We start from the raw sequence: 24328 nt of genomic DNA, 5'->3' as shown, positions 1-24328 counted from the left end.
TGTTATCTTATTGAGCCGTAAGCGTAGCAGCTATACGTTTATAAATTCCGCCTTGTAACTTAGTACGAATAGCAGAAAATGCTTCTATTGTTTCTTTTACGTCATCCATTGTATGCGATGCAGTAGGAATTAATCTTAAAATAATTAAGCCCTTAGGAATTACCGGATAAACCACGATCGAACAAAATACACCATGATTCTCTCTAAGATCATGCACCATTGCCATTGCTTCAGGAATATCTCCTTTTAAATAAACAGGAGTAATACATGTTTGTGTAGTTCCAAGATCAAATCCGGCTTCACGAAGTCCATTTTGAAGTGCATTCGTGTTTTCCCACAGTTTTTCTTTCAGTTCGGGCATACTGCGTAGCATATCTAGACGCTTTAAAGCACCTTTTACCATTGGCATTGGTAGTGATTTGGCAAACATCTGCGAACGCATATTATATTGCAAATACTGAACGATATCTTTATCGCCGGCAAAGAAAGCACCTATTCCGGCCATTGATTTTGCAAAAGTTGCAAAGTAAACATCAATATCATCTTGTACTCCTTGTTCATATCCTGTACCTCTTCCGCCATCACCTAAGGTACCAAATCCGTGCGCATCATCAACTAATAATCTGAAGTTATATTTTTTCTTGAGTTCAGCAATTTCTTTAAGCTTCCCTTGTTCTCCTCGCATTCCGAAAACACCTTCAGAGATTACAAGAATTCCTCCGTTATTTTCAGTAGCCATTTTCACGGCACGCTGTAAATTCTTTTCTAGACTCTCAACATCATTATGTTTATATACAAAGCGCTTACCTGCGTGCAAACGCACTCCGTCTATAATACATGCATGGGTATCCATATCGTAAACGATCACATCATTTTTAGATACTAAAGCATCGATTGCCGACACCATACCTTGATACCCAAAATTCACCAAATAAGAAGCTTCCTTGCCTACAAATTCAGCGCATTCTCTTTCTAATTGCTCATGATACTTTGTATGTCCTGACATCATTCTGGCTCCCATTGGATATGCCATACCATGTTCTAGGGCTGCCTCACCATCAACTTTTAATACTTCAGGATGGTTCGCCAGGCCTAAATAATCATTAATACTCCATGTTACAACCTTCTTACCATTGAAGTTCATTCTATTAGAAATAGGACCTTCTAATTTAGGGAACACATAATAACCTTCAGCTTGTTCTGCCCACTTCCCTAAAGGACCTTTATCCTTTATTATTCTTTCAAATAAATCCTTCATCTCCATTGATTTTTAGACGCTTGCAAAGTAACTACTTTTTTAAGGCTCTGCAAAAGGTATTTTTTATTTTTTTCAACAAGAAAGAGGTGCTCGCAAGCGAAGCACCTCTTATCTAATTGTATAAATTATTTGTTATTTTATGTATTCTATTACTTCTTGTTCGTGTTTTTGAGAATCAAAGAATCCCTGTTCACGCATCCAGTTATCACTATAAACCTTAGCCATATATCTTGATCCATGGTCAGGAAAAATAATAACTACCTTACTGTTCTTATCAAATTCTCCTTTTTCTGCCAATTGCGCAGTAGCCTGCATCGCAGCGCCACTAGTATATCCTGCAAATATACCTTCTGTCAATGCTATTTGACGAGCACGATGCGCGCTATCTTCATCAGTTACTTTTTCAAATTTATCGATAATATCAAAATCTGTGGCTGTAGGTATTAAGTTTTTTCCTAAACCTTCTATTCTATAAGGATAGCTTTCCTTAGGATCTAATTCACCAGTTTCGTGAAACTTTTGTAATACAGATCCAAAAGCATCTACACCTAAAATTTTAATATTTGGATTTTGTTCTTTTAGGAAACGAGCTGTACCCGAAATTGTACCTCCAGTACCGCTGGCTGCCACTAAATGTGTTATTTGCCCTTGCGTTTGCTTCCAGATTTCAGGGCCAGTAGTGTTATAATGAGCATCAATATTCAATTCGTTAAAATATTGATTGATATATACTGAATCAGCAATTTCAGAATGTAATTTCTTTGCAACATTATAATAAGACCTAGGGTCGTCTGCACTTACATGCGCTGGGCAAACATATACTTTAGCTCCTAAAGCTTTAAGCATGTCAATTTTATCTTGAGAAGACTTAGAGCTTACTGCTAAAATACAGTCATATCCTTTGATGATACTTACCATTGCAATACTAAAACCAGTATTACCAGAAGTAGTTTCAATAATTGTATCTCCTTTTTTAAGAATACCCTTTTTTTCAGCCTGTTCAATTATATGAAGCGCTATTCGGTCTTTAGTTGAATGGCCAGGGTTGAAGCCTTCAAACTTTGCGTAGAACTCTCCTTCTAAATGTTCCGTGATCTTATTTAATCTAATCATCGGAGTATGACCAATCAGTTCTAACACATTTTGGTTTACACCTAAATTTTGTTTCATAATAACTAAATACAGTTCGTATTAAAATAACCGCGCAAATTTACTATTTTTTTTTTAATTACTTTTTTACCCCTTCTAAATCAAGTAAAAAAGCATAGTCTATAGCTGTTTCTTTTAATGCATTAAATCTACCTGAAGCTCCGCCATGCCCGGCTTCCATATTCGTATGCATTAATAGAATATTATCATCAGTTTTGTAATCTCGCAATTTAGCAACCCATTTAGCTGGTTCATAATACTGAACTTGAGAGTCGTGAAGCCCAGTAGTTACCAACATATTTGGATAGGACTGCTTTTTAACTTGATCATAAGGCGAATAAGACAACATATACTCATAAGAATCCTTATTATTTGGATTCCCCCACTCGTCATACTCTGAAGTTGTAAGAGGAATACTATCGTCTAACATCGTTGTCATTACATCTACAAAAGGAACTGCTGCAATGACTCCATTAAAAAGCTCAGGATTCATATTAACCACAGCACCCATTAGCAATCCGCCCGCCGAGCCACCCATCGCATAAAGATGTGCTGCAGATGTGTAATTTTTAGAAATAAGCCCTTTAGCACAATCAATAAAATCTGTAAAGGTGTTTATCTTATTAAACATTTTACCATCTTCATACCATTCACGCCCTAAATATTGACTTCCTCGAATATGTGCTAGTGCAAAAACAAAACCTCTATCTAATAAACTCAAACGTGTTGTACTAAAGCTATCAGGAATTGTATATCCATAAGAACCATAAGCATATAGAAGTAATGGAGTCTCTTTAGTTAGCTCTGTATCTTTTCTTCTTACGATTGAAACTGCTACTTTTTTACCATCTCTGGCATCAATCCAAACTCTTTCGCTCGTGTAATTGTTTTTATCAAATGTACCCCCAAGTACTTCTTGTTCCTTTTTTATGTCTTTAGAACGATCACTCATATTAAAATCAATCACCGAAGCCGGAGTTGTAAATGAATTATAACTATAGCGAATAATATCAGTTTCAAATTCAGGATTAGCATAGACACCCGCAGCATATGTTTCTTCATCAAATGGTAAATAGTAATCTTCTGAGGCATCCCATCGCTTGATTCGTATTTTGTTTAAGCCATTTGTACGTTCTTCTAAAACTAAATAATCTTTAAAAATAGAGATATCTTCCAACAATGTATCTTCTCTATGTGGAATTACATCTACCCAGTTTTCTTGCGTCGTTTTATCTTCTGGGGTCTTCATTAACTTAAAATTTGTAGCACCATCTTTATTCGTTAAAATATAAAAATGATCTCCATAATGCGAAACACTATACTCTAATCCTCTTGTTCTTGGCTGAATCATTTTTAGTTCACCATTAGGCTCATTGGCGTCTAAAAATTGATATTCCTGAGTTATCGTACTGTAAGATCCAATTATGATATACTTTTTTGATTTTGTTTTGTAAACAAACGTATCAAAGGTCTCATCTTTTTCATCAAATACTAATTCATCTTGAGCAGAATTGGTACCCAAAACATGCTTATATATTTTTTCACTTCTTAGGGTAACAGGGTCTTTTTTGGTATAAAAAACAGTCTTGTTATCACCGGCCCAGGTAGCACTTCCAGTGGTATTTTCAATTTTATCTGGGTAGATTTCACCGGTTTCCAAATTCTTAAATTGTAATACATATTGACGTCTACTTATCGTATCCACTCCAAAAACAGCCAACTTATTATCTTCACTAATATTTACACCTCTTAAAGCATAATATTCATGACCTTCGGCCATTTCATTAACATTAAATATGATCTCTTCCGCTGCATCTAGGTTTTCTTTTTTACGCGCATGTATCGGATATTGCCCACCCTTTTCATAACGTGTAATATAATAATACCCATTATTTTTATAAGGAACCGTTTCGTCATCTTCTTTAATACGGGCCTTCATTTCTTCAAACAAGGTTTCCTTAAAATCTTTGGTATGTGCAGTTATAGTATCGTAATAAGCATTTTCTGCATTTAAATAATCAAGTACTTTTTGCGTATGCGTATCTGGATCTTTGGCATTTTTTTGTGCATCGGTTAAACGCATCCAATAATAGTCATCAACTCGTACATCTCCATGCTTTTCTAATTTCTTCGGTTGTTTTTCGGCTACAGGCGGTTCTGCATTATTTTTTTTCATTTGTTCATTTTCTGTTTTACAGGAAGTTGCAAAAGTAAGAGATACAATTGCAATTAAAAGGAATACTTTCTTCATTTTTTAAAGGTTTCAAACCGCTGAAAATAGTAATTTTGCTGCAACTAAACTGTTAAATTTCTTAAAATATGTTTGGAGGAGACCTTTTCTCAATGATGCAAAAGCTAAAAGAGAGTCAAAAGAAAATTGAAGAGACCAAAACACGACTAAATACAGTACTTGTAGATGGCGAATCTAATAATGGAGCAATTAAGGTTACAGTTACTGCCAATCGTGAAGTTAAAACTATACAAATTGCCGATGGGCTGCTCGAAGACAAGGAAGAATTAGAAGATTATTTAATTCTCGCTCTAAACGATGCTTTAGCAAAAGCCTCAAAAATTAATGAAGCTGAACTCGCTGCTGCTGCAAAAGATGGAATGCCAGACATCCCTGGACTCGACTTTTTTAAATAGTTGTAGATTTTTTAATCATATAGCTGCAAATTAAATATTGAGCAACCGCGTAGGTAAACATAACAATTAAACCTAGTTCAAGTTCTCGATGTAAGATCATGAAACGCTCAATAGCCAGTACTCCATCTGATGCTATAAATAGAAAAACACCAAGTAACATTAACATTGTGATTCTATTTCTTTTCTGCAGATAATTATAAAAAGAAAGCGTACCTAGTAAGGTAATCACTAAGCCATAAATCAAAACTGGTATTAGAAGTTCTTGTAAGTTATCTTTTATGACTAAAAATACCGAAACAAATGTGATAACAAAAGGAAATGCCGCTACCAGAATTGGTTTCAACTTATATTCTGTAATATCTTTAGTAACAATGATTAGATAAATAATATGTGTAATTAAAAACGAACTTAGCCCTAATAGAAAAAAATTATTAGTCTTATTTAGCAATAAAGTATCTCCTAAAAAACTGAAAAAGAGTGCAATTAAATAAATTTTATTCACCTTTTTTGCAGAAAACCAATACAATAATGCCAATGAAGGTATTATCAATGGTTTAAATATAAAGCGCATTGACCATTCACTAAGAATCAAACCTAAACTATCAAAAGCATAGGCTATAAAAAATAGAACTAGCGAAAATTTTATCAGATCTGAGTTTTTCATAGCATTTACAGAGCTAACATTGTGGCTATAAAGTTAGTATTACTTTTTCAATTAATATAATTATTCAATACTAATCTAACATTGCTAAGTAATCTTCTTCAGAAATAATTGGCACCCCTAAATCTTCTGCTTTAACACGTTTGCTTGGCCCCATATTATCACCGGCAATTACGTAACTTGTTTTTTTAGAAATAGAACTAGAAACTTTTCCGCCATTATCTTCTATAGATTTTTTTAGCTCATTCCTACTTAGTATAGTAAAAACACCTGAAACCACAAAAACCCTACCTGCCAGTTTATCGGTTTGCCCTTCTTGAGCCTCAGCTGAAAGCTCCAACTGAACGCCATAGCTCATTAAACGATTAATTAGCTCAATATTTTGTTCGTTTTGTGAAAAATCTAGCACACTTTCAGCAATTCGATCACCTATTTCATCAACAGCAATAAGTTCTTCAAAAGAAGCCTGCATCAAGGCTTGCATACTTTTAAAGTGCTTCGCTAGTTTTTTGGCTACCGTTTCACCAACATATCGTATACCAAGAGCGAACAATACTTTTTCAAAAGGAATTTGCTTAGAAGCCTCGATACCGGCAACTAAATTTTGAGCAGATTTCTCAGCCATACGCTCCAACGGAATTACTTGTTCTACAGCTAAGTCATATAAATCGGCGTAATTAGCAATTAAGCCTTCGTTAAATAAAAGCTCAACTGTTTCTGCTCCCAGGCCATCAATATCCATTGCTTTTCTACCAATATAATGCTGAATTCTCCCTGTTATCTGCGGCGGACATCCATATTCATTCGGACAATAATGCTGCGCTTCACCTTCCTTTCGAATAAGTTCGGTGGCACATTCCGGACAGTGCGTAGCATATTGTGTCACCTCAGAATCTTTAGCGCGTTTTGACAAGTCTACTTTGATCACTTTAGGAATAATCTCTCCTCCTTTTTCAACAAATACTGTATCTCTTTCACGAATATCTAATTTCGCAATCTGATCAGCATTGTGTAAAGAAGCACGCTTTACGATTGTACCGGCTAACTGCACAGGCTCTAAATTTGCTACTGGTGTAATCGCTCCGGTTCTGCCAACCTGATAGGTAATCTTATTCAAAACCGTACTTTCTTGTTCTGCTTTGAATTTATAAGCAATCGCCCAACGAGGTGCTTTGGCCGTATAACCTAATTCTTCTTGATATGCCAATGAATTTACTTTCACCACAACTCCATCTGTTTCATAGGGTAAGTTATGACGCTCAGTATCCCAATGATTAATAAATGAGAATACCTCATCAATACTTTTACAAACTTTGATTGCATCTGGCACTTTAAATCCAAGCTCACGTGCGCGTTCTAAAGATTCATTATGTGTTTTAAATGGAAGTCGCCCAACCATATGATAGAGCAAACAGTCTAGTGGACGTTTTGCAACCTCAGCACTATCTTGCAGCTTCAAGCTTCCGCTAGCGGTGTTACGTGGATTTCTATATGCCTCTTCCCCATTTGCTACGCGCTCTTCATTCATTTTATTAAATCCGTCAAGCGGAAGAATAATCTCACCGCGTATTTCAAAGTCAGTTACATCATCACTCTTTAGTTTTAATGGAATTGAGCGTATTGTTTTTATATTGGTAGTAACATTGTCACCTTGAAAACCATCCCCACGTGTTACAGCATTTTTTAACATACCATTTTCATAGGTAAGGTTGATTGACGCCCCGTCATATTTTAATTCGCAGGTATATTCGATTTGATCGATACCTAAACCTTTATGTAATCGTTTTTCCCAATCGAGAAGGTCTTCTTTAGAATAACTATTATCTAGAGAATACATTCGGTTTTTATGCGTTACCGTTTCAAAGTTTTTGGTGATTTGCCCGCCCACACGTTGTGTCGGTGAATTGGCATCAAAAAACTCAGGATTCTCAATCTCTAATTTTTCTAATTCCTTGAGTTTAATGTCGAAATCATAATCAGAAATGGTTGCTTTATCTAACACATAGTAATTATAATTATGTGTTCTTAACTCATCACGCAGCTGTTCAATCTGTTCTTTAGGTGTTGGCATTGATTAAAAAAATGGGACGTTAAAAATAGGAAAAATCCATACAAAAGATAGCGAAAAACTTTTTGATTTCTAATGGTTAAATGCGAACCTTGTTAAGGCTGTATATAATTCATCAAAACAAACTTAAGTTTATTAATTATATCTAAACTTTAGAATTACAACATAAAAAAAGCCGAAACATGTGTTTCGGCTTTTTAGATTTTTTGCTATGCTTAGAAGACATATTTAATAATACGTATAACGTCTTACTTTAGAGATATGTTTTGCTAAACGTATTACTTGGTGGCTATAACCATATTCATTATCATACCATACATACACCACCGCTGTTTTACCATCGGGTGTTGTTAGCGTGGCATTGCTATCATAAATTGAAGGTGCCGATGTACCAACAATATCAGATGATACTAACTCATTGCTTAATGAGTATTGTATTTGCTCCACCAAATCACCTTCTAAGGCATATTTTTTCATCGTTGCATTTAGAGCCTTGGCGCTCGCTGCATTTTCTAATTGTAAATTCAAAATTGCTAACGATCCATTTGGTACCGGTACGCGAATGGCATTTGAAGTTAATTTACCTTCTAATTCTGGTAATGCTTTAGACACTGCCTTTCCGGCGCCTGTTTCAGTAATTACCATATTCAAAGCGGCGGCTCTACCTCTACGGTATTTCTTGTGCATATTATCCACTAAGTTCTGATCATTGGTATAAGCATGTATGGTTTCTAAATGACCTGATTTAATACCAAAACTATCATTGATAACCTTTAATACAGGAGTAATGGCATTCGTAGTACAAGACGCAGCAGAATAAATACGCACTTCATCTGGGTTATAATCTTCATGATTCACACCATGTACTATATTCGGTACACCTTTACCCGGTGCTGTTAATAATACTTTATCTACACCTTTAGCTTTTAGGTGACGCCCTAAAGCTACTTCATCTCTAAAAGCACCTGTGTTGTCAATTACTAAAGCATCATCGATCCCATATTCAGTATAATCGATATCTTCTGGTGCATTTGCAGAGATAATGTGTACTGTTGTACCATCTATAATTAATGCTTTATTTTCGATATCTGCCTTTACTGTACCCGGAAAATCACCATGAACAGAATCACTTCTTAACAACGAAGCTCTTTTTTCTAAAACGGTTTCATTGATTTCTCCACGTGTAACGATTGCACGTAAACGCATTTGCTTGCCTTTACCTGTACGAGTCATTAATTCACGAGCCAATAGACGTCCAATTCTACCAAAACCGTACAATATCACGTCTTTTGGTTGAATTTCGCCATTCTTGTTTGCATCATTTAATTTACTTGAAACAAACGCCAATACATCATCAGAAGTATCCATATGAAATTCATAGGCTAGTTTTCCGATGTCCAACTTAGCAGGTGGCAAATCTAATTGCTTAATAGCTCTTGCAATTTCAACGGCATCAAAAATTGAAATAGGCTTTTGCACAAAATCGCCAGCATATTCCATTAAGTTTAAGATTTCACTTACGTTTCTGTCAATCAATTGATTCCTAAAAAGCACCAATTCAATAGCATGATCATACCAAAGATCACTAGTGATATTGATAAACTCTACAGTAGCTCTTCTTCTATCTGCTTGAAAAGCCAACTCTTTTTCATAGGTTTCGTTTGTATGCATTTTTTTAAATTTTGTTGTGTTTTATTTTCGGCGCAAAAGTACTTATTTCAAACGTTTTCGAAAAGGTTTTTCATAAAAAAATCCCTCGTAGAAAATGAGGGATTTTTTATGTTGTTTATTCTTTCGATTAATTAGGTACAAAAGCTTGAATATATTCAGCGTACCCATCTTGATTTAGTACCTGCAATACAATTCTACTACCTTTATTCTTTCGAAGTACGGCTTCTACATCTTCAACATCGTAGATTTTAGTTTCTCCAACCTTCAAAATAATATCTCCAACTTTAACTCCTTGTTCAACTAAAAAGTTATCAATTGAGCCTACGATCTCAACTCCATAGTTAATTCTATGTTTTTCAGCAGATTTTTTAGATACCTTCTTTAAAGAACCTATATAATTATTTGTAAAATCGAATTTATCAATGGTTACTTTACCAAATTGATTTGCCAATTTTACATCAAATGTTTTCATGGCGCCATTTCTAATAACTTCTACATTCACAATTTCTCCAGGTCTTTTGCTACTTAAAAAGCCTTGTAAGTCTGCAAATTTACCAATCTTAACATTCTCTACCTGAGTAATAATATCATTAACCTTAATACCAGCTTGCTCTGCACCACCATTTTCTGTTAATCTGGTTACCAACACACCTTCTGTAATTCCGCCGGTATCAAATCGCTTTGCCTGTTCACTTCCTAACTCCGCATAACCAATACCAATATAAGCCGTTTGCACATCGCCAAACTCCATAATATCTTCAATTACTTTTTTGGCAATATTAGATGGTACCGCAAAAGAATATCCAACATACGAACCTGTTTGTGAGGTAATGGCTGTATTGATCCCTACCAATTCACCACGTACATTCACCAAAGCGCCTCCACTATTACCAGGATTCACCGCCGCATCAGTTTGTATAAAAGATTCAATCATATATGGGTTTGAAATATTAATATCTCTTCCTTTAGCACTTACAATTCCTGCAGTTACCGTAGATGTCAAATTAAAAGGGTTTCCTACCGCCAACACCCACTCTCCTACTCGCACATTATCTGAGTTGGCAAAAGGAACAAAAGGAAGGTTTCTATCCTCAATTTTTAATAGTGCTATATCCGAATTTTGGTGTGCACCAACAATCTCTGCCTTATATGTCTTCTGATTGTTTAATGTTATCTCAATATCTTCAGCGCCTCTTATTACATGATTGTTCGTAATGATATAACCATCGGGTGAAATAATAACACCTGAGCCTGTACCTACCGTTCTACGTTCTCCTGAGCCTCTTTTATTGCGTCCAAAGAAAAACTCTTCAATAGGATTACTACTAGCTACCGCTTTGTTCTTAACGTGTACCACGGCATTCGTAGTTTCTTCTGCAGCTTTAGTGAAATCGATCGCTTCACCATCTAAAGCAGCTTTCGAAGTGGGTACATATTTTGTTTGAAAAACTTTAGGACTCTTCTCAGCACTTTTTAAAGCTCCTGGTTCCAAATTTTTACCTGTCAATAAAATATAACCTCCTAGAGCTAATGCTCCTCCAAAAACAGATGCTAATATTAAGCTTGCTATTCTTTTCATATTTCAAATATTTAATCTTGTAAATTTAGTTATAATAATCAACCATCTAACATCCAAAATTAAGCCAATATTATAAGATTTTTAATACTTTAACGATACTTTAACAGCGCCTTTTTCTAGTGAAATTATTAGTACATTTGCCCTGATTATGAAACTCAATTTTTATAAATATCAAGGTACGGGTAATGACTTTATTTTGATCGATAACCGTCAAGAAAGCTTTCCTAAAAATAACACTAAACTCGTTGCAGAACTTTGCGATAGAAAATTTGGTATTGGTGCTGATGGGCTAATTTTGTTAGAGCATAGTGAAACAGTAGATTTTACCATGGTGTATTACAATTCTGATGGTAATACCAGCAGTATGTGTGGCAATGGCGGAAGATGTATTGTTGCTTTTGCACAACATTTAGGCATTATTGAAGACAGCGCCGTTTTTGAAGCTGTAGATGGATTACATGAAGCCAGTATTGAAAACTCTATGGTAAGCCTAAAAATGATTGATGTACAAGAAATAGAAGAATTTGAAAATCACATCTTTATGGATTCAGGCTCACCGCATCATGTTACCTATGTTGATAGTGTTAAAAGCGTTGATGTGAAAAGTACAGGGAGCAAAATTAGATATGGAGCTCCTTATTTTGAAGCCGGAAGTAATGTGAATTTTGTAGAACAAATAGATAATAATACTTTTAAGGTGCGTACTTATGAACGTGGCGTAGAAGATGAAACTTTGAGCTGTGGCACCGGTGTAACCGCTGTGGCAATTGCTTCCCATAAATCTAAAAGAACCTCAGAAAATACTATTACACTAAAAACTCCCGGAGGAAATTTGATGGTTTCTTTTGACCTTAACAATAATGGTTATAAAAATGTGTTCTTAAAAGGAGCAGCTGCAATGGTTTTTACCGGAACAATAGATGTATAATGCAACCACTAAAAGGAGACCATATTTACCTAAGGGCGATCGAGCCGGAAGACCTTAACTTTCTGTTTGATACAGAAAACGACCCCTCCTTTTGGGAAGTGAGTAGCACGCAAGCACCTTTTTCTAGGCATTTATTAGAACAATATATCGCGAATGCTCATTTAGATCTTTATACAGCGAAGCAATTGCGTTTAATGATTTCTATTGTAGCAACCAATGAAACCGTTGGAATGGTCGATCTTTTTGATTACAGCCCACAACATCAACGAGCCGGAATAGGGGTTTTAATAACTAAAACGCATCAACATAAAGGGTATGCATCTGAAGCACTCGAAGTATTAATCCCTTATTGTTTTAATACGTTAAATCTCCATCAATTATACGCTAATATTACGTCAGACAATACACATAGTATGACATTATTTAAAAAGTCAAATTTTATAGAAGTGGGCATCAAAAAACAATGGATTCGTTCAAACGGAGTTTATAAAGATGAAATTTTACTTCAATTGATAAATAAATGAGTTTAAAGAAAATTATTTTAATAGTAGTAGCCGCACTTCTTTTAATAGGAGGAATTATTGGGTATACTTTTTATTCAAAGATATTTAATGGCAATGTCAAAGAAGATACTTCATTATACATTCCGTCAAAGGCCAATTTCGAGGATGTTCTAAAAATAGTTTCACCACATATCAACAGTACCGAAAGTTTCACTTGGGTAGCTAAAAAGAAAAATTATCCAAATCTTATTAAGGGAGGGCATTATATTATAAAAAAGGGAATGAACAATAATGCCTTGGTTGATTTATTAAGAAGCGGTGAGCAAACTCCAATAAAGATTTCTTTTAATAATCAGGATACTATAGAAAAATTAGCAGGTAGAATTGCTGAGCAACTTGAGGCAGATTCAACATCGCTAGTTGCGACTGTCTTAAATGATGCATTCTTAGAAAGAAATAAACTAACAAAAGCAACAGTTTTGGGTATTTTTATCCCAAATTCCTATGAATTTTACTGGAATACATCGGCCGAAACATTCGTTAATCGTATGCAAAAGGAATATGATAAATTTTGGAATAAAAGTCGATTAGCTAAAGCTGAAAAACTAAATCTTACTAAAAATGAAGTAATGGCACTGGCTTCTATTGTACAAAAAGAAACGGCAAATGCTTCTGAAAGGCCTACCGTTGCAGGTTTATATCTAAATAGACTGAGAAGTCGATGGCCTCTAGGTGCTGATCCAACTATTATTTTCGCCTTAAAGCAGAAATACGGGCAAGATAAAGTATACAAAAGGGTATTGAATAAAGATTTGGAAATTGATTCACCATACAACACCTATAAAAACTATGGATTACCACCTGGCCCCATAGCAATGCCAGATATTTCTTCAATTGATGCCGTTTTAAATGATAAAAGACATGATTATTACTATATGTGTGCAAGCGTAAATAAAATAGGATATCATGAGTTTGCTAAGACCTTAGAACAGCATAATAGAAATGCTCGTAAATACCATAAATGGATCAGTCAACAAGGCATTAATCGTTAATAGTTTTATTTCAAACCTTATAAGTTACTCCCTATTGGCTTATATGAATTCTGTATTGCAAGAAATCATGTTTCTATAGAAAACAGCAATCTGTAAATTATATTATTGCGAAATTCCACAAAAAAACTCCTTCAAATTAAGAAATCTGCATTAAACCATCGCCAAAATTGAATAAATCACAATTGTAATTTATTGATTTTCAACATGTTAAAATTTTTATAATATTTTTTGTACATTTGAATTATTGCTATATATTTGCACGCTCAAAATTTAAATCGGCTAACGACCATTTTTAAATTTGCAATATCATGAAAAGGAAAGTTTTAAAGGTATCAGGTATACTTACAGTACTATACTTTGTAACTACAGGTTTTACCACTTGGAAACAGGTAACTGTAAAGTACAACCTACCACAGGAAAACGCAATCTATACGGTACTACCTACCGGGTTGATTGAGACAAACGAAGCTCCCTTATTACCTATAACGGGTAAATCGTTCATTGGTTTTAAAGAGGCCATTGGTTTTAAAGAATCTCAAGGTAAATACAGCACTGTTAACACCTTAGGATATTTAGGAAAGTACCAATTTGGCAAATCTACATTAAAACGATTTAGAATCTACAACACTGTTCAATTTTTAAATGATGCTAAGCTACAAGAAGATGCTTTTCAAGCTTTGTGCTCGGTAAACAAATGGATCTTAATAAGAGACATTAAACGCAGTGTGGGTAAAAGAATAAACGGTATTAAAATTACAGAATCTGGCATTTTAGCAGCTGCTCATTTAGCTGGTGCCGGAAACGTAAAAAAATACCTTAGAAGTAATGGTGCATTTAAATTTGAAGATGCTTATGGTACTTCAATTGAACATTACTTAAAAAAGTTTGCAGGCTATGATACTTCATTCATTGAAGCCAACCGTAAACCTGCAATTTGATTGGTTATAATTATTGGTTAGTTAATTAAAAAAATCCTCGACTTTGTTGAGGATTTTTTTATGGCTTATGTATAATGAAAATAGCTGGTCGTTTATGTAAGTCTATTGAATTTCGTTTCCATTCCTGCACCTGCATGGTTTTAATATTTTCATTAGGCAAAGTAATATCAACAGCAACGCATAAATTAGTATTCGGAGTTAAAACCTGCAGTAGATCACTCATCATTTTTTCATTACGATAGGGCGTTTCAATAAAAATTTGCGATTGATTCTTTTCTGAAGATAATTTCTCTAATTGCTTCAGTTTTTTCTTTCGCTCAGCTTTATCTATTGGCAAATATCCATTAAACGCGAAGTTTTGCCCGTTTAAGCCTGAAGCCATTAATGCCATAATAATAGATGAAGGGCCAACTAGCGGCACTACTTGAATCCCTTTTTTATGTGCCAAACTAACAATAACAGCTCCTGGATCGGCCACAGCCGGAACACCAGCCTCTGAAAGTAAGCCAATATTATTTCCCGCAAGGCAGGCGTCTAAGTAATGCTGTGTCTCTAAAGCTTTGGTATACTTATCGAGCTTATAAATATGTAAATCTGGTTGTGATTTGCGAGGTGTAATTTTTTTTATGAATCGCCTAGCGGATTTTTCATTTTCAACAATAAAATGATTCGTTTTTTCAACAACCTGCTTTACAGATATTGGTAAAACTACCAATGGCTCATTATCTCCTAAAGTAGTAGGGATCAAATAAAGTTTGCCCGAACTCATAATTTTTCTACTATTATCTTACAAGCCTTATCAAGCATTTCATAAACACTTTCAAAGCCAAATTCTCCTCCATAATAAGGGTCAGGTACATCTACATTTTCATTTGGAAAAATCTCATTTAATATCATTTTCACTTTCGATCTATCGTCATCATTTCGTGCCAAAGAAAGCACGTCCTTCTTATTAGCGTTATCCATTACATAAATGACATCAAAATTGTCATAATCTTCTACCGTAAATTTTCGACAACGCTGATCGGTAATATCTAGTCCATTTTTTTTTGCAACGGCTATAGAACGTTTATCAGGCAATTCCCCTACATGATATCCGCCGGTACCTGCCGAATCTACAAAAAATCGATCAGAGCCAATTTTAGACTTTAAAATGCCTTCAGCTAATGGAGAGCGACAAATATTCCCCAGGCAAACCATTAGAATACGTGTCATTACAATGAGTTAAAATGATAATTTCTTAGAAATATCTTCTACGTACTTTCTAAACTGCTTATCGGTTTCTGTAAGATTATCAACCGTTTTACAAGCATGCAATACTGTAGCATGATCTCTACTTCCAATTTGAGCACCTATACTTGCCAATGACGCCTTTGTCATTTTTTTAGCAAAATACATTGCTAACTGACGCGCTTGAACAATGTGACGCTTTCTGGTTTTAGATTGAAGTGTTGTTACGTCCATTTCAAAGTATTTAGACACAACTTTTTGAATGTAATCAATAGAAACTTCTCTTTTGGTATTCTTAACAAATTTATCTACAATCTGCTTTGTAAGAGGTAAGGTAAACTCTTTTCTATTAAACGATGCCTGCGCAATCATGGAGATCAACACACCTTCTAGCTCACGCACATTTGTTTTGATATTTTTAGCAATATATTCAACAATCTCATCTGGCATCTCTACGCCATCTCTAAACAACTTCTTTTGAAGTATAGAAATACGAGTTTCATAATCAGGCGCTTGCAATTCCGCAGATAATCCCCATTTAAATCTTGACAATAAACGTTGTTCAATATCTTGCATATCAACCGGAGCCTTATCAGAAGTTAAAACAACCTGTCTCCCGTTTTGATGTAAATGATTAAATATATGGAAGAATACATCTTGTGTACCCGATTTACCTGATAAGAATTGAACATCATCAATAATGAGCACATCAATCATTTGGTAAAAATGAATAAAATCATTTCTGGTATTACCTTTTACAGAATCAATGTATTGCTGAGTAAATTTCTCCGCAGAAATATAAAGCACTGTTTTTTCAGGGTACTTATCTTTTATCTCAACTCCAATGGCATGTGCTAAATGGGTTTTACCCAAACCAACACCTCCATATATCAATAATGGGTTAAATGAAGTACCTCCAGGCTTATTAGCAACAGCCATTCCTGCTGAACGGGCTAACCTGTTAGAATCACCTTCAATAAAGCTATCGAAATTATAATTTGGATTTAATTGAGATTCAATCTTAACTTTTTGAATACCCGGAATTACAAATGGATTTCTTAACTCACGTTTGTCGATCTCTAATGGAACAGTGACACCTTGAGAGTTAAAAGGTTTTCTATTTGAACTTGGTATTTTAACCGTATGCGGATTCTTACTACTATACGCATTTTCCATACGTACATCATAAATTAATTTCGCATCATCCCCTAATTCTCTCACCAAAGCTACACGAAGCAATTTAATATAATGTTCTTCTAACCACTCATAAAAGAATTTGCTTGGCACTTGTATGGTTAATGCTTCTCCAGTTATTTTAATTGGTTTAATTGGTTCGAACCAAGTCTTAAATGCTTGTGGCTTGATGTTATCTTTTATAAAAGACAGGCAATTATTCCAAACTGAAGTTGCAGTTTTTGTCATTATTAGGGTTTAGTTTTTTTTGTTTGGTTAAGGAAAAAATGAGAACTCGTTTTAAGGGCTTATTCTCTCTTTTTTTAGTGTTACAAAAGTGTGAATATTTTTTGTCATAAAAAAATAAAATTACTATTGATTTTTAATTTTTTTTTCCGTAAACTCTGACCATTTCGAAAATTCAAAAATGCGATCACATTCTATAGAAATCCGCGTCAGATATGGCGAAACCGACCAAATGGGCTATGTTTACTATGGCAACTATGCTCAATACTTTGAGATGGGCAGAGTTGAATGGTTGCGTAACCTTGGCCTATCATATAAACGTATGGAAGAGCTCGGTATTATGTTACCCGTTTTAAAATTAAACATAGATTATTTAAAGCCGGCCAAATATGACGATTTACTTACTTTAAAAACTACCCTAATAAAAACGCCTTCGGTTAGAATAGAATTTGATTTTGAGTTATTTAATGAGCAAAAAGAATTACTCACTAAGGCATACTGCTCGCTAGTATTTATAGATATGAAAAAAAATAGGCCTACTAAAGCACCCGCCTATATTATTGAAAAAGTTGAAAATTTATTCTAAATTTCCTTTAATTTTAAGCAACGTAAGCTCTCAAAAATATTCTTAATTCGTTCGGTTTCACTTTTTCTAACTGAAATCAAAAACTCACATTTTAATTCCATTTTTTGACTTTTTATAGTCAGGTTTTGCTCTTTAACAACACGCATTACCTTATTCATATCTTTGTATTCAAAGACGAGTTCTAGTGTGTCTTCTATCGTTTTTTCAACAATATTTGAAGCTTCTAAAGCCAACTCTGCCCCTGCTCTATAAGCATTGATGAGTCCGCTCACACCTAACTTTGTTCCTCCAAAATAGCGAACAACCACCACAAGAACATTTGTTACTTCTTTTGATAGTATTTGCCCATATATAGGTAGTCCGGCCGAATTATTTGGTTCTCCGTCATCATTCGCTCTAAAATGCATTTTTCCCTCTTCAACTCCAAGTCTCCATGCATAGCACCAATGACGAGCTTTATGGTGTTTTTCCTTTAAGGTGCCTATAATCTCTTTTACTTGATCTTCACTATGCAACGGAAAAGCATAACCTAAAAACTTACTTCCCCTATCCTTAAATAAAGCCTCTGCTGAGGGTTTTGAGATCGTTTTATATGTGTCTAAAGCTTGCAATTAACAGTTTCTTAAAATCTCTAATTCATCATCTGCAAAGGTAGCTTTGGATATTATATTTCCCGAAATATTTGGAGCTTTAACACCATTTCTAAAGGCCGTAGTCCCTTTAAATATTCTAGCTTCATCCCATAAATTAGCATCTATAAAAGTTTGCAAGGTTTGTTGACCTCCTTCAATAATCACAGATACTAAATTATGTTTATACATAACATCACAGATTTGTTTGGCTATATTTTCCGAAAAATCAAGTTTTTCAAAGATTAAATTCTTAGATGATTTTTCTTGTTGCTCGGTTAAAATGATCGTTTTCACTTCACCATTATATATGGTATAGTTTTTTGGAATTCGAAGATTTTTGTCTAAAATAACTCTAACCGGATTTGTACCTGTCCAATTACGTATATTTAATGTAGGATTGTCCTTTAAAGCTGTGTTTGTTCCTATGAGAATCGCGTCCTCCTCTGCCCTCCATTTATGAACAATTTGACGAGAATATTGATTTGTAATCCAATTTGGCTTTGCTTCTTCTTTGGAATCTACTTCTCGACTTATATCAATAAAACCATCTTGGGTTTCTGCCCATTTTAAGATAATATACGGACGTTTTTTTTTGTGAAATGTAAAAAAGCGTTGATTACTTTCTATACATTCTTGTTCTAATACACCAACGATAACGTTGCAGCCATTAGCTTTAAGCTTTTGAATTCCGCTACCAGCTACTTTTTCAAACGGATCTACACAACCAATGACCACATTCTTGATTCCGCTTTTCACGATTAAATCAGAACATGGCGGAGTTTTTCCATAATGATTACAAGGCTCTAAACTAACATACAAAATTGAATCTTTAAGCAATGAAGTGTCCTTCACAGAATGAATTGCATTTACTTCGGCATGGTTTCCTCCATACGGACTAGTAAATCCTTCTCCAATTACTTTTTCTTGATGAACGATCACACATCCTACCATTGGATTTGGGTTTGTTGTACCTAATCCGTTTTTAGCCAATTCAAGACAACGTAATATGTATTTTTCGTGTATCTTCACAGCACAAATGTACAGTTTTACAATATAGTTCTCTAGTAATGATCATTAGAAAAATACAAGCAAAAGATAATCAAGAAATTGAAGAAATTATAAAGTCAACTATTGTTGAATTTGGTTTACCAACAACTGGAAGTGCCTATGAGGATAACGATACAAAGGCGATGTATGAAGCGTATCAAGGTGAAAATGCCATTTATTTTGTTGCTGAAGTCAACAATGAAGTTATTGGCGGTGGCGGCATAAAACCATTACAAGGCTATGATACCACCGTTTGCGAACTTCAAAAAATGTATTTAAAAACCACCGCACGTGGTAAAGGCTATGGAAAACAAATTTTTGATGCATGCCTACTGGCTGCCAAAGAACTTGGTTATAAACAATGTTATTTAGAATCTGACCCCAGCATGACCTCAGCCATTAATATCTACGAAAAGAATGGATTTAAACACTTACAAGGCTCAATTGGCAGCACCGGACATACTGCTTGCGGCATATGGATGCTAAAAGATCTGTAAATATGACCATAAAAGAATTACGAGCTACATTCAATACCGATTTAAATGGATTATACCCCAAAGAAGAAATTGCATCTTTTTTTCAATTATTGATTCAATTTAAATTAGAACGCTCTAGGATTGATATTGCCATGCAACCGAACCTAACAATTGAAACTAGTGATTTAGATTTTCTTTTGAACGCATTGTTAGCACTAAAACATGAAAAACCTATACAATATATTATAGGTGAAACCGAATTTTACGGGTTGTCGTTTAAGGTTACCAATGATGTGCTAATACCACGTCCGGAAACGGAAGAATTGGTAGATTGGATCATTAGAGAGACTAAAAATAGCAACAGACAATTAAATATTCTAGATGTTGGAACCGGAAGTGGTTGTATTGCAATTTCTCTTGCCAAGCACTTGCCAAATGCTATTGTATATGCGCTTGATGTTTCAAAAGAAGCTTTAAAAGTTGCAAAAAACAATGCCAAGCTAAACAAAGTTAATGTGAATTTTATCCAGCAGGATATTCTAAATATTTCTGCTATTTCGATCCCAATTTCTTCGGAAAAAAATTCTTTAACATTTGACATTATTGTTTCCAATCCGCCCTACGTTTTAGAGGATGAGAAAAAAGAAATTAAAGCAAATGTTCTAGACAACGAACCTCATCTAGCATTATTTGTTAATGATTCAAAACCTTTACTTTTTTATGATAAAATAGCTGAAATCGCAAAAGATCAACTCAATACAAACGGGTTATTATTTTTTGAGATCAATCAATATTTGGGTAAAGAAACCGTGCATCTCTTAGAAAGAAAAGGGTTCAAAAATGTAACCTTGAGAAAAGACTTGTTTAGCAATGATAGGATGATCAAAGCAAGCTTGTAAACTCTTATTGTATATTATTAAAATTTCTCCGAAATTCGCCCGCTTATTTGGTATCAACCATTCAATAGAAAAGAATCTTATTTAAATTGAATTATACAATGAAAAAAATCTTTGCGATATTATGGATCATTTTGGCTTCTGCTCAGGTAAATGCTCAACTCATAAAAGAAAAATCAATTGACGTTTCTGTAGGTTATGGATTGAGTGCGTCTTATGATGATGTTGATATTTCAGGTTCGGGGTTTTATTTGCAAGGAGAATATGTAATGACACTCGCTAAATGGATCGATGTAAGGCCTTATGCGGGCTTAATATTGACCAAAGCCGATGACAATGAGCAAAACTCACCTCAATTCAAAGCGACGGCAAATGCCTTTCTAATTGGTGGAAAGGCAAGGACTACTGCTCCAATTCCGTGGGTAGCTCCGTATGTGGAATTAGGAATAGGAGCATCAATTGGTTCTTTTGAGACCTTTACGCCACTAACCAATATAAAAGACAGCGGATTAATTTTCCATATTCCTTTTTCTATCGGACTGGAACTAGGGCCCAAACGCAATTTCGATATTGCTTTTACATATTATTTCCATCCAAGCGTGGAACAATTTGCCGGAGCGGCCGCAATTGGAATTTCAATCCCCCTAAACAAATAACTTCGCGAAGTAGCTATATCTAATTCTTGTTATAACTTGCAAAAACAACTGGCTGTTATTGTTTTTTAATTAAATTTATATCGAGAAAGTGCTAATGCTAATCGAATACAAACTTATAACCAAACTTGAAAATACAAGACAACATAGCATCTGAGTTTAATGAGTTTTCAAAAAACTACACAAGTGATATGCAAAAATGCGTACCGCATTATGATTTTTTATTGTCATGTTTTTCTAATGGTTATGCAACTAACTTTAGTCCTCAAAACATCTTAGACCTTGGTTCTGGTAACGGTAATGTTACCGAGCAATTATTAAAGCTTTTTAAAAATGCTCGTTACACCTTGCTGGATGCCTCTACTGAAATGCTAAATATTTGTGGCAATCGATTTAAGGATTATAAAATTAATTTGGTAGAGTCGTATTTCAATGCTTATGATTTCCCTGAACATCACTACGATATTATAAGTGCCGGATTTAGTTTACATCATTGTACAGGTGTTGAAAAAAAGGATGTGTTTGAAAAAATATATACTTCGTTAAAAACTGGAGGAATATTTACCATTTCTGATCTAATGGTCGATAAAACAAGCCTTGATCATCCGCAACTAATTGGTCAATGGGGAAATTTAGTCAATGGTAACTTTCCAGATGGCGAAAAATGGACTTGGATCATGGAGCATTATGACGAATTTGATAAGCCTACAAGCCTAGAAGATCACTTAAAATGGCTTCGCGAAATTGGTTTTAGAAACTTTGAAATCGTTATAAAAGATAAATACTGGACCCATTTTAAGGCAAAAAAATAGAAGTTTATTTTTCTGATTATCAATAATTTAAAAAATATTTCAAAAAAAATATTCTTTTGAGGTAGGAATTTTAAAGCTCCGGTTGTCTTAAATACGAAGAGTAAAAAAGATTATTAACTTAACAATTAGAAACTACAAGTAAGTTAAGAATTAAAAAAAGGGAAGAAATAGCCTTAGTCATAAAAAGCTAAGGCTATTTTTTTACTGAATTATTTTCCGCATTACCATACTTTTTTCAACCGTTTCTTGCCATTCTTTTTCAGGAATACTATCCGCTGTAATTCCTCCACCAATAAAAAGGTTTGCAAGTTTATTATCAATGTTCATACAGCGAAGATTGACAAATAAGTTTATTTGATCATCGAGATTCAATTCGCCCAAAAAACCGGTATAAAACTCACGGTCATAACCTTCGTTTTCTATAATAAATTGTTTTGCTGTTAGTTGTGGTACGCCACAAACAGCGGGTGTTGGATGCAACTTCTTGATCAACAACTCCACATCAGTACTCTCTTTTAAAGTAGCAGCTATATCTGTTCTTAGGTGTAATAGATTCCCGGCCTTTACAGTATGCTGTTCTGAAACATTTAATTGAATTACGCTGTCTTCAATGGCAGTAGTTATAAAGTCAGTAACGTACTGCTGCTCTTCCTTCTCTTTCTGCTGCCATTTAACCGCCATACTCCCATTATATGATTGCGTTCCTGCCAAGGCCATGGTAGAAAATCGCTTTTCATGCATTGATAGCAGCGTTTCGGGAGTTGCGCCTATCCATAATCCTGTTTTAGGGTGAAACCAGGCATAGGTCATTGCCATTGGATAATGGCTCAATAACCGTTTAAAAATCTCTACAATTGAAAATGAAGTAAGGTTTAGCGCTACTTTTCTAGAAAGCACAACCTTAGCTGTTTTTGTTTGCTTAATAAACTCAATCCCCTTTGCAACTAGCTCTAAATGCCCAGCTTTTGAAACCTCCTCTTCTACAAGAAGAAATCCACTCTCAGCTTTAACAATAGCTATTTCAGAAAATTCAACATGAATACATTCTGCCTCTTTCTCAGGAATAAAAATTGATTTTTTATTAGTATCAAAAGGTGCGAAAACAAACCCTTTGCTCGTATAATCTTCTAAAAAATGAGGTGTTGGATCTTTTTGAAAATAAGCCTTAACTGAATTACTTTTCGGTTTATTATAGATAACAAAAGGCAAGTTCAATGCATGTTGCACCTTTACCTTTTCTAAAAGTTCATCGAGTTTCAAGCTAGTTTAATGTTTTTAAGATTTCCTTTTTTATTAATTCAAAATCTGACCAAATAAGATCATGACCACCACCAGGTATTGTTACCATTGTAAATTTATCTTTATCGATTACCTTTTGTAGAAATACGGAATTTTTATAGGGAACAATCCAATCTTGATCACCATGAATATTGATAATTTTTGTAGGGCTTTGATTCCAAACATCCTTATAATTAGGAAACTCCTCTACATGTGCATATTTTTCTTTCGCTGCTGCCCTAGCTTTTGGAGGTATTAACCAACGTGTTAATTTCCATTTATAAAAAGTTAATGCCTTAAACATAGGTTCGTATTCACCCACTACAGCACTAGCCATAGATACTTTGTATTTATATTCTTTATCTGAAGCCAATACAACCGGACCTCCATAAGAATAACCGGCTAAAACAATCTTTTCTTTAGGGTAAGCTTGTAGTAAATCATGCAACACTCCTAATTCTACCTTCATTTCGGCAGGAGTTTTTCCTAAATTATTGGGACCATACCCCACACGATCATAGGTAATAATATTAGATTTAGCATTTAACAACGAGTCTCTTAAATAGCGCTGAAAATCCATCGCAGAACCCGGCGAACCATGTACAAAAACTAAAATAGGTAATGTTGTATCTATTTTCTCCTGTAGTTGGATAACTCTATATTTATAATCATTGTATGAATTATAAGTAATCGTTGGTTTTATATAATCAGTCGTTAATTTTTGAATAATCTCTTCATCAGAATCTGGTTTCAAAAATTGATGTGCTGCAATTAATAGTCCTACCAAAAGCACGAAAAGAACAATTCCGATTATTTTTAAGATCTTTTTTAGAATTCTCATGTAAA

24 protein-coding genes are annotated in these 24328 nt (G+C 34.5%); 10 read left to right on the top strand and 14 right to left on the bottom strand.

Features of this window, described 5'->3' with window-relative positions:
* Positions 1-7 precede the first annotated feature (7 nt).
* The 3 genes from capB to AC1EUU_RS00430 form a co-directional block, all read right to left on the bottom strand.
* Positions 8-1258, bottom strand: coding sequence for a cysteate-C-fatty acyltransferase (gene capB, locus AC1EUU_RS00440; protein ID WP_480199400.1), 1251 nt, complete (start codon positions 1256-1258; stop codon positions 8-10).
* Between the two features lie 132 nt (positions 1259-1390).
* Positions 1391-2428: a cysteate synthase gene (capA, locus tag AC1EUU_RS00435; protein WP_480199399.1), complete on the bottom strand. Its 1038-nt coding sequence runs from the start codon at positions 2426-2428 to the stop codon at positions 1391-1393.
* Positions 2429-2486: 58 nt separating this feature from the next.
* A complete protein-coding gene (locus tag AC1EUU_RS00430) occupies positions 2487-4658 on the bottom strand; it encodes a S9 family peptidase (RefSeq protein WP_480199398.1) in 2172 nt (723 codons plus the stop codon).
* Between the two features lie 68 nt (positions 4659-4726).
* On the opposite strand from AC1EUU_RS00430, the gene AC1EUU_RS00425 reads away from it, so the two are divergent.
* A complete protein-coding gene (locus tag AC1EUU_RS00425) occupies positions 4727-5053 on the top strand; it encodes a YbaB/EbfC family nucleoid-associated protein (protein WP_480199397.1) in 327 nt (108 codons plus the stop codon).
* Here the strand turns inward: AC1EUU_RS00425 and AC1EUU_RS00420 are convergent.
* The 4 genes from AC1EUU_RS00420 to AC1EUU_RS00405 form a co-directional block, all read right to left on the bottom strand.
* Complete coding sequence (locus tag AC1EUU_RS00420) at positions 5046-5717, bottom strand: lysoplasmalogenase (protein ID WP_480199396.1); 672 nt, start codon at positions 5715-5717, stop codon at positions 5046-5048. The genes AC1EUU_RS00425 and AC1EUU_RS00420 overlap by 8 nt on opposite strands.
* 70 nt (positions 5718-5787) lie before the next feature.
* Positions 5788-7785, bottom strand: coding sequence for an NAD-dependent DNA ligase LigA (gene ligA, locus AC1EUU_RS00415; protein ID WP_480199395.1), 1998 nt, complete (start codon positions 7783-7785; stop codon positions 5788-5790).
* 225 nt (positions 7786-8010) lie between these two features.
* Positions 8011-9453: a glyceraldehyde-3-phosphate dehydrogenase gene (locus AC1EUU_RS00410; RefSeq protein WP_480199394.1), complete on the bottom strand. Its 1443-nt coding sequence runs from the start codon at positions 9451-9453 to the stop codon at positions 8011-8013.
* A 127-nt stretch (positions 9454-9580) separates the two neighbouring features.
* Complete coding sequence (locus AC1EUU_RS00405) at positions 9581-11032, bottom strand: trypsin-like peptidase domain-containing protein (protein WP_480199393.1); 1452 nt, start codon at positions 11030-11032, stop codon at positions 9581-9583.
* 148 nt (positions 11033-11180) lie between these two features.
* Here AC1EUU_RS00405 and dapF point away from each other — a divergent pair, with 148 nt between their 5' ends.
* The 4 genes from dapF (at position 11181) to AC1EUU_RS00385 (ending at position 14453) form a co-directional block, all read left to right on the top strand.
* On the top strand, positions 11181-11960 hold the full coding sequence (gene dapF, locus AC1EUU_RS00400; protein WP_480199392.1) for a diaminopimelate epimerase: 780 nt from the start codon (positions 11181-11183) through the stop codon (positions 11958-11960).
* Complete coding sequence (locus AC1EUU_RS00395; RefSeq protein WP_480199391.1) at positions 11960-12484, top strand: GNAT family N-acetyltransferase; 525 nt, start codon at positions 11960-11962, stop codon at positions 12482-12484. The genes dapF and AC1EUU_RS00395 overlap by 1 nt, the downstream gene beginning before the upstream one ends.
* Positions 12481-13515 carry an endolytic transglycosylase MltG gene (mltG, locus tag AC1EUU_RS00390; protein WP_480199390.1) on the top strand — a complete coding sequence of 345 codons (1035 nt, stop codon included), beginning with the start codon at positions 12481-12483 and terminating at the stop codon, positions 13513-13515. Before AC1EUU_RS00395 ends, mltG begins: the two co-directional genes overlap by 4 nt.
* A gap of 308 nt (positions 13516-13823) precedes the next feature.
* Entirely contained in the window at positions 13824-14453 is a 630-nt protein-coding gene (locus AC1EUU_RS00385) for a hypothetical protein (protein ID WP_480199389.1), read from the top strand.
* Between the two features lie 58 nt (positions 14454-14511).
* Here the strand turns inward: AC1EUU_RS00385 and AC1EUU_RS00380 are convergent, their stop codons facing one another.
* Genes AC1EUU_RS00380 through dnaA form a run of 3 tightly spaced genes read right to left on the bottom strand, consistent with a single transcriptional unit; the run spans position 14512 to position 17105 of the window.
* Entirely contained in the window at positions 14512-15222 is a 711-nt protein-coding gene (locus AC1EUU_RS00380) for an SAM-dependent methyltransferase (RefSeq protein ID WP_480199388.1), read from the bottom strand.
* Positions 15219-15668 (bottom strand): low molecular weight protein-tyrosine-phosphatase, encoded by a 450-nt coding sequence (locus AC1EUU_RS00375; RefSeq protein ID WP_480199387.1) that lies wholly within the window; start codon positions 15666-15668, stop codon positions 15219-15221. The genes AC1EUU_RS00380 and AC1EUU_RS00375 overlap by 4 nt, the downstream gene beginning before the upstream one ends.
* A 9-nt stretch (positions 15669-15677) precedes the next feature.
* Positions 15678-17105 carry a chromosomal replication initiator protein DnaA gene (gene dnaA, locus AC1EUU_RS00370; RefSeq protein ID WP_480199386.1) on the bottom strand — a complete coding sequence of 476 codons (1428 nt, stop codon included), beginning with the start codon at positions 17103-17105 and terminating at the stop codon, positions 15678-15680.
* 178 nt (positions 17106-17283) lie between these two features.
* On the opposite strand from dnaA, the gene AC1EUU_RS00365 reads away from it, so the two are divergent.
* Positions 17284-17688 carry an acyl-CoA thioesterase gene (locus AC1EUU_RS00365; RefSeq protein WP_480199385.1) on the top strand — a complete coding sequence of 135 codons (405 nt, stop codon included), beginning with the start codon at positions 17284-17286 and terminating at the stop codon, positions 17686-17688.
* Here the strand turns inward: AC1EUU_RS00365 and AC1EUU_RS00360 are convergent.
* Together AC1EUU_RS00360 and ribD are read right to left on the bottom strand one after the other, a co-directional pair.
* On the bottom strand, positions 17685-18299 hold the full coding sequence (locus AC1EUU_RS00360) for an IMPACT family protein (protein WP_480199384.1): 615 nt from the start codon (positions 18297-18299) through the stop codon (positions 17685-17687). The two genes, AC1EUU_RS00365 and AC1EUU_RS00360, sit on opposite strands and share 4 nt — an antisense overlap.
* Positions 18300-19349 (bottom strand): bifunctional diaminohydroxyphosphoribosylaminopyrimidine deaminase/5-amino-6-(5-phosphoribosylamino)uracil reductase RibD, encoded by a 1050-nt coding sequence (gene ribD, locus AC1EUU_RS00355; RefSeq protein WP_480199383.1) that lies wholly within the window; start codon positions 19347-19349, stop codon positions 18300-18302.
* Between the two features lie 38 nt (positions 19350-19387).
* Here ribD and AC1EUU_RS00350 point away from each other — a divergent pair, with 38 nt between their 5' ends.
* The 4 genes from AC1EUU_RS00350 (at position 19388) to AC1EUU_RS00335 (ending at position 22204) form a co-directional block, all read left to right on the top strand.
* Positions 19388-19864, top strand: coding sequence for a GNAT family N-acetyltransferase (locus AC1EUU_RS00350; protein ID WP_480199382.1), 477 nt, complete (start codon positions 19388-19390; stop codon positions 19862-19864).
* A 2-nt stretch (positions 19865-19866) separates the two neighbouring features.
* A complete protein-coding gene (gene prmC, locus AC1EUU_RS00345) occupies positions 19867-20742 on the top strand; it encodes a peptide chain release factor N(5)-glutamine methyltransferase (RefSeq protein ID WP_480200748.1) in 876 nt (291 codons plus the stop codon).
* A gap of 98 nt (positions 20743-20840) precedes the next feature.
* Positions 20841-21395, top strand: a complete 555-nt coding sequence (locus AC1EUU_RS00340) for a hypothetical protein (protein ID WP_480199381.1) — start codon at positions 20841-20843, stop codon at positions 21393-21395.
* Positions 21396-21520: 125 nt separating this feature from the next.
* A complete protein-coding gene (locus tag AC1EUU_RS00335; RefSeq protein WP_480199380.1) occupies positions 21521-22204 on the top strand; it encodes a class I SAM-dependent methyltransferase in 684 nt (227 codons plus the stop codon).
* 201 nt (positions 22205-22405) lie between these two features.
* On the opposite strand, the gene AC1EUU_RS00330 is transcribed toward AC1EUU_RS00335, so the two are convergent.
* Positions 22406-23464 (bottom strand): chorismate-binding protein, encoded by a 1059-nt coding sequence (locus tag AC1EUU_RS00330; RefSeq protein WP_480199379.1) that lies wholly within the window; start codon positions 23462-23464, stop codon positions 22406-22408.
* 1 nt (position 23465) lies between these two features.
* Positions 23466-24323 carry an alpha/beta fold hydrolase gene (locus AC1EUU_RS00325; RefSeq protein ID WP_480199378.1) on the bottom strand — a complete coding sequence of 286 codons (858 nt, stop codon included), beginning with the start codon at positions 24321-24323 and terminating at the stop codon, positions 23466-23468.
* Positions 24324-24328: the final 5 nt, after the last annotated feature.

Source organism: Maritimimonas sp. 2205BS37-2, assembly GCF_056591755.1.
Note: the sequence above shows the minus strand (reverse complement) of the source record. Positions and strands in the feature narration are given on the sequence as shown.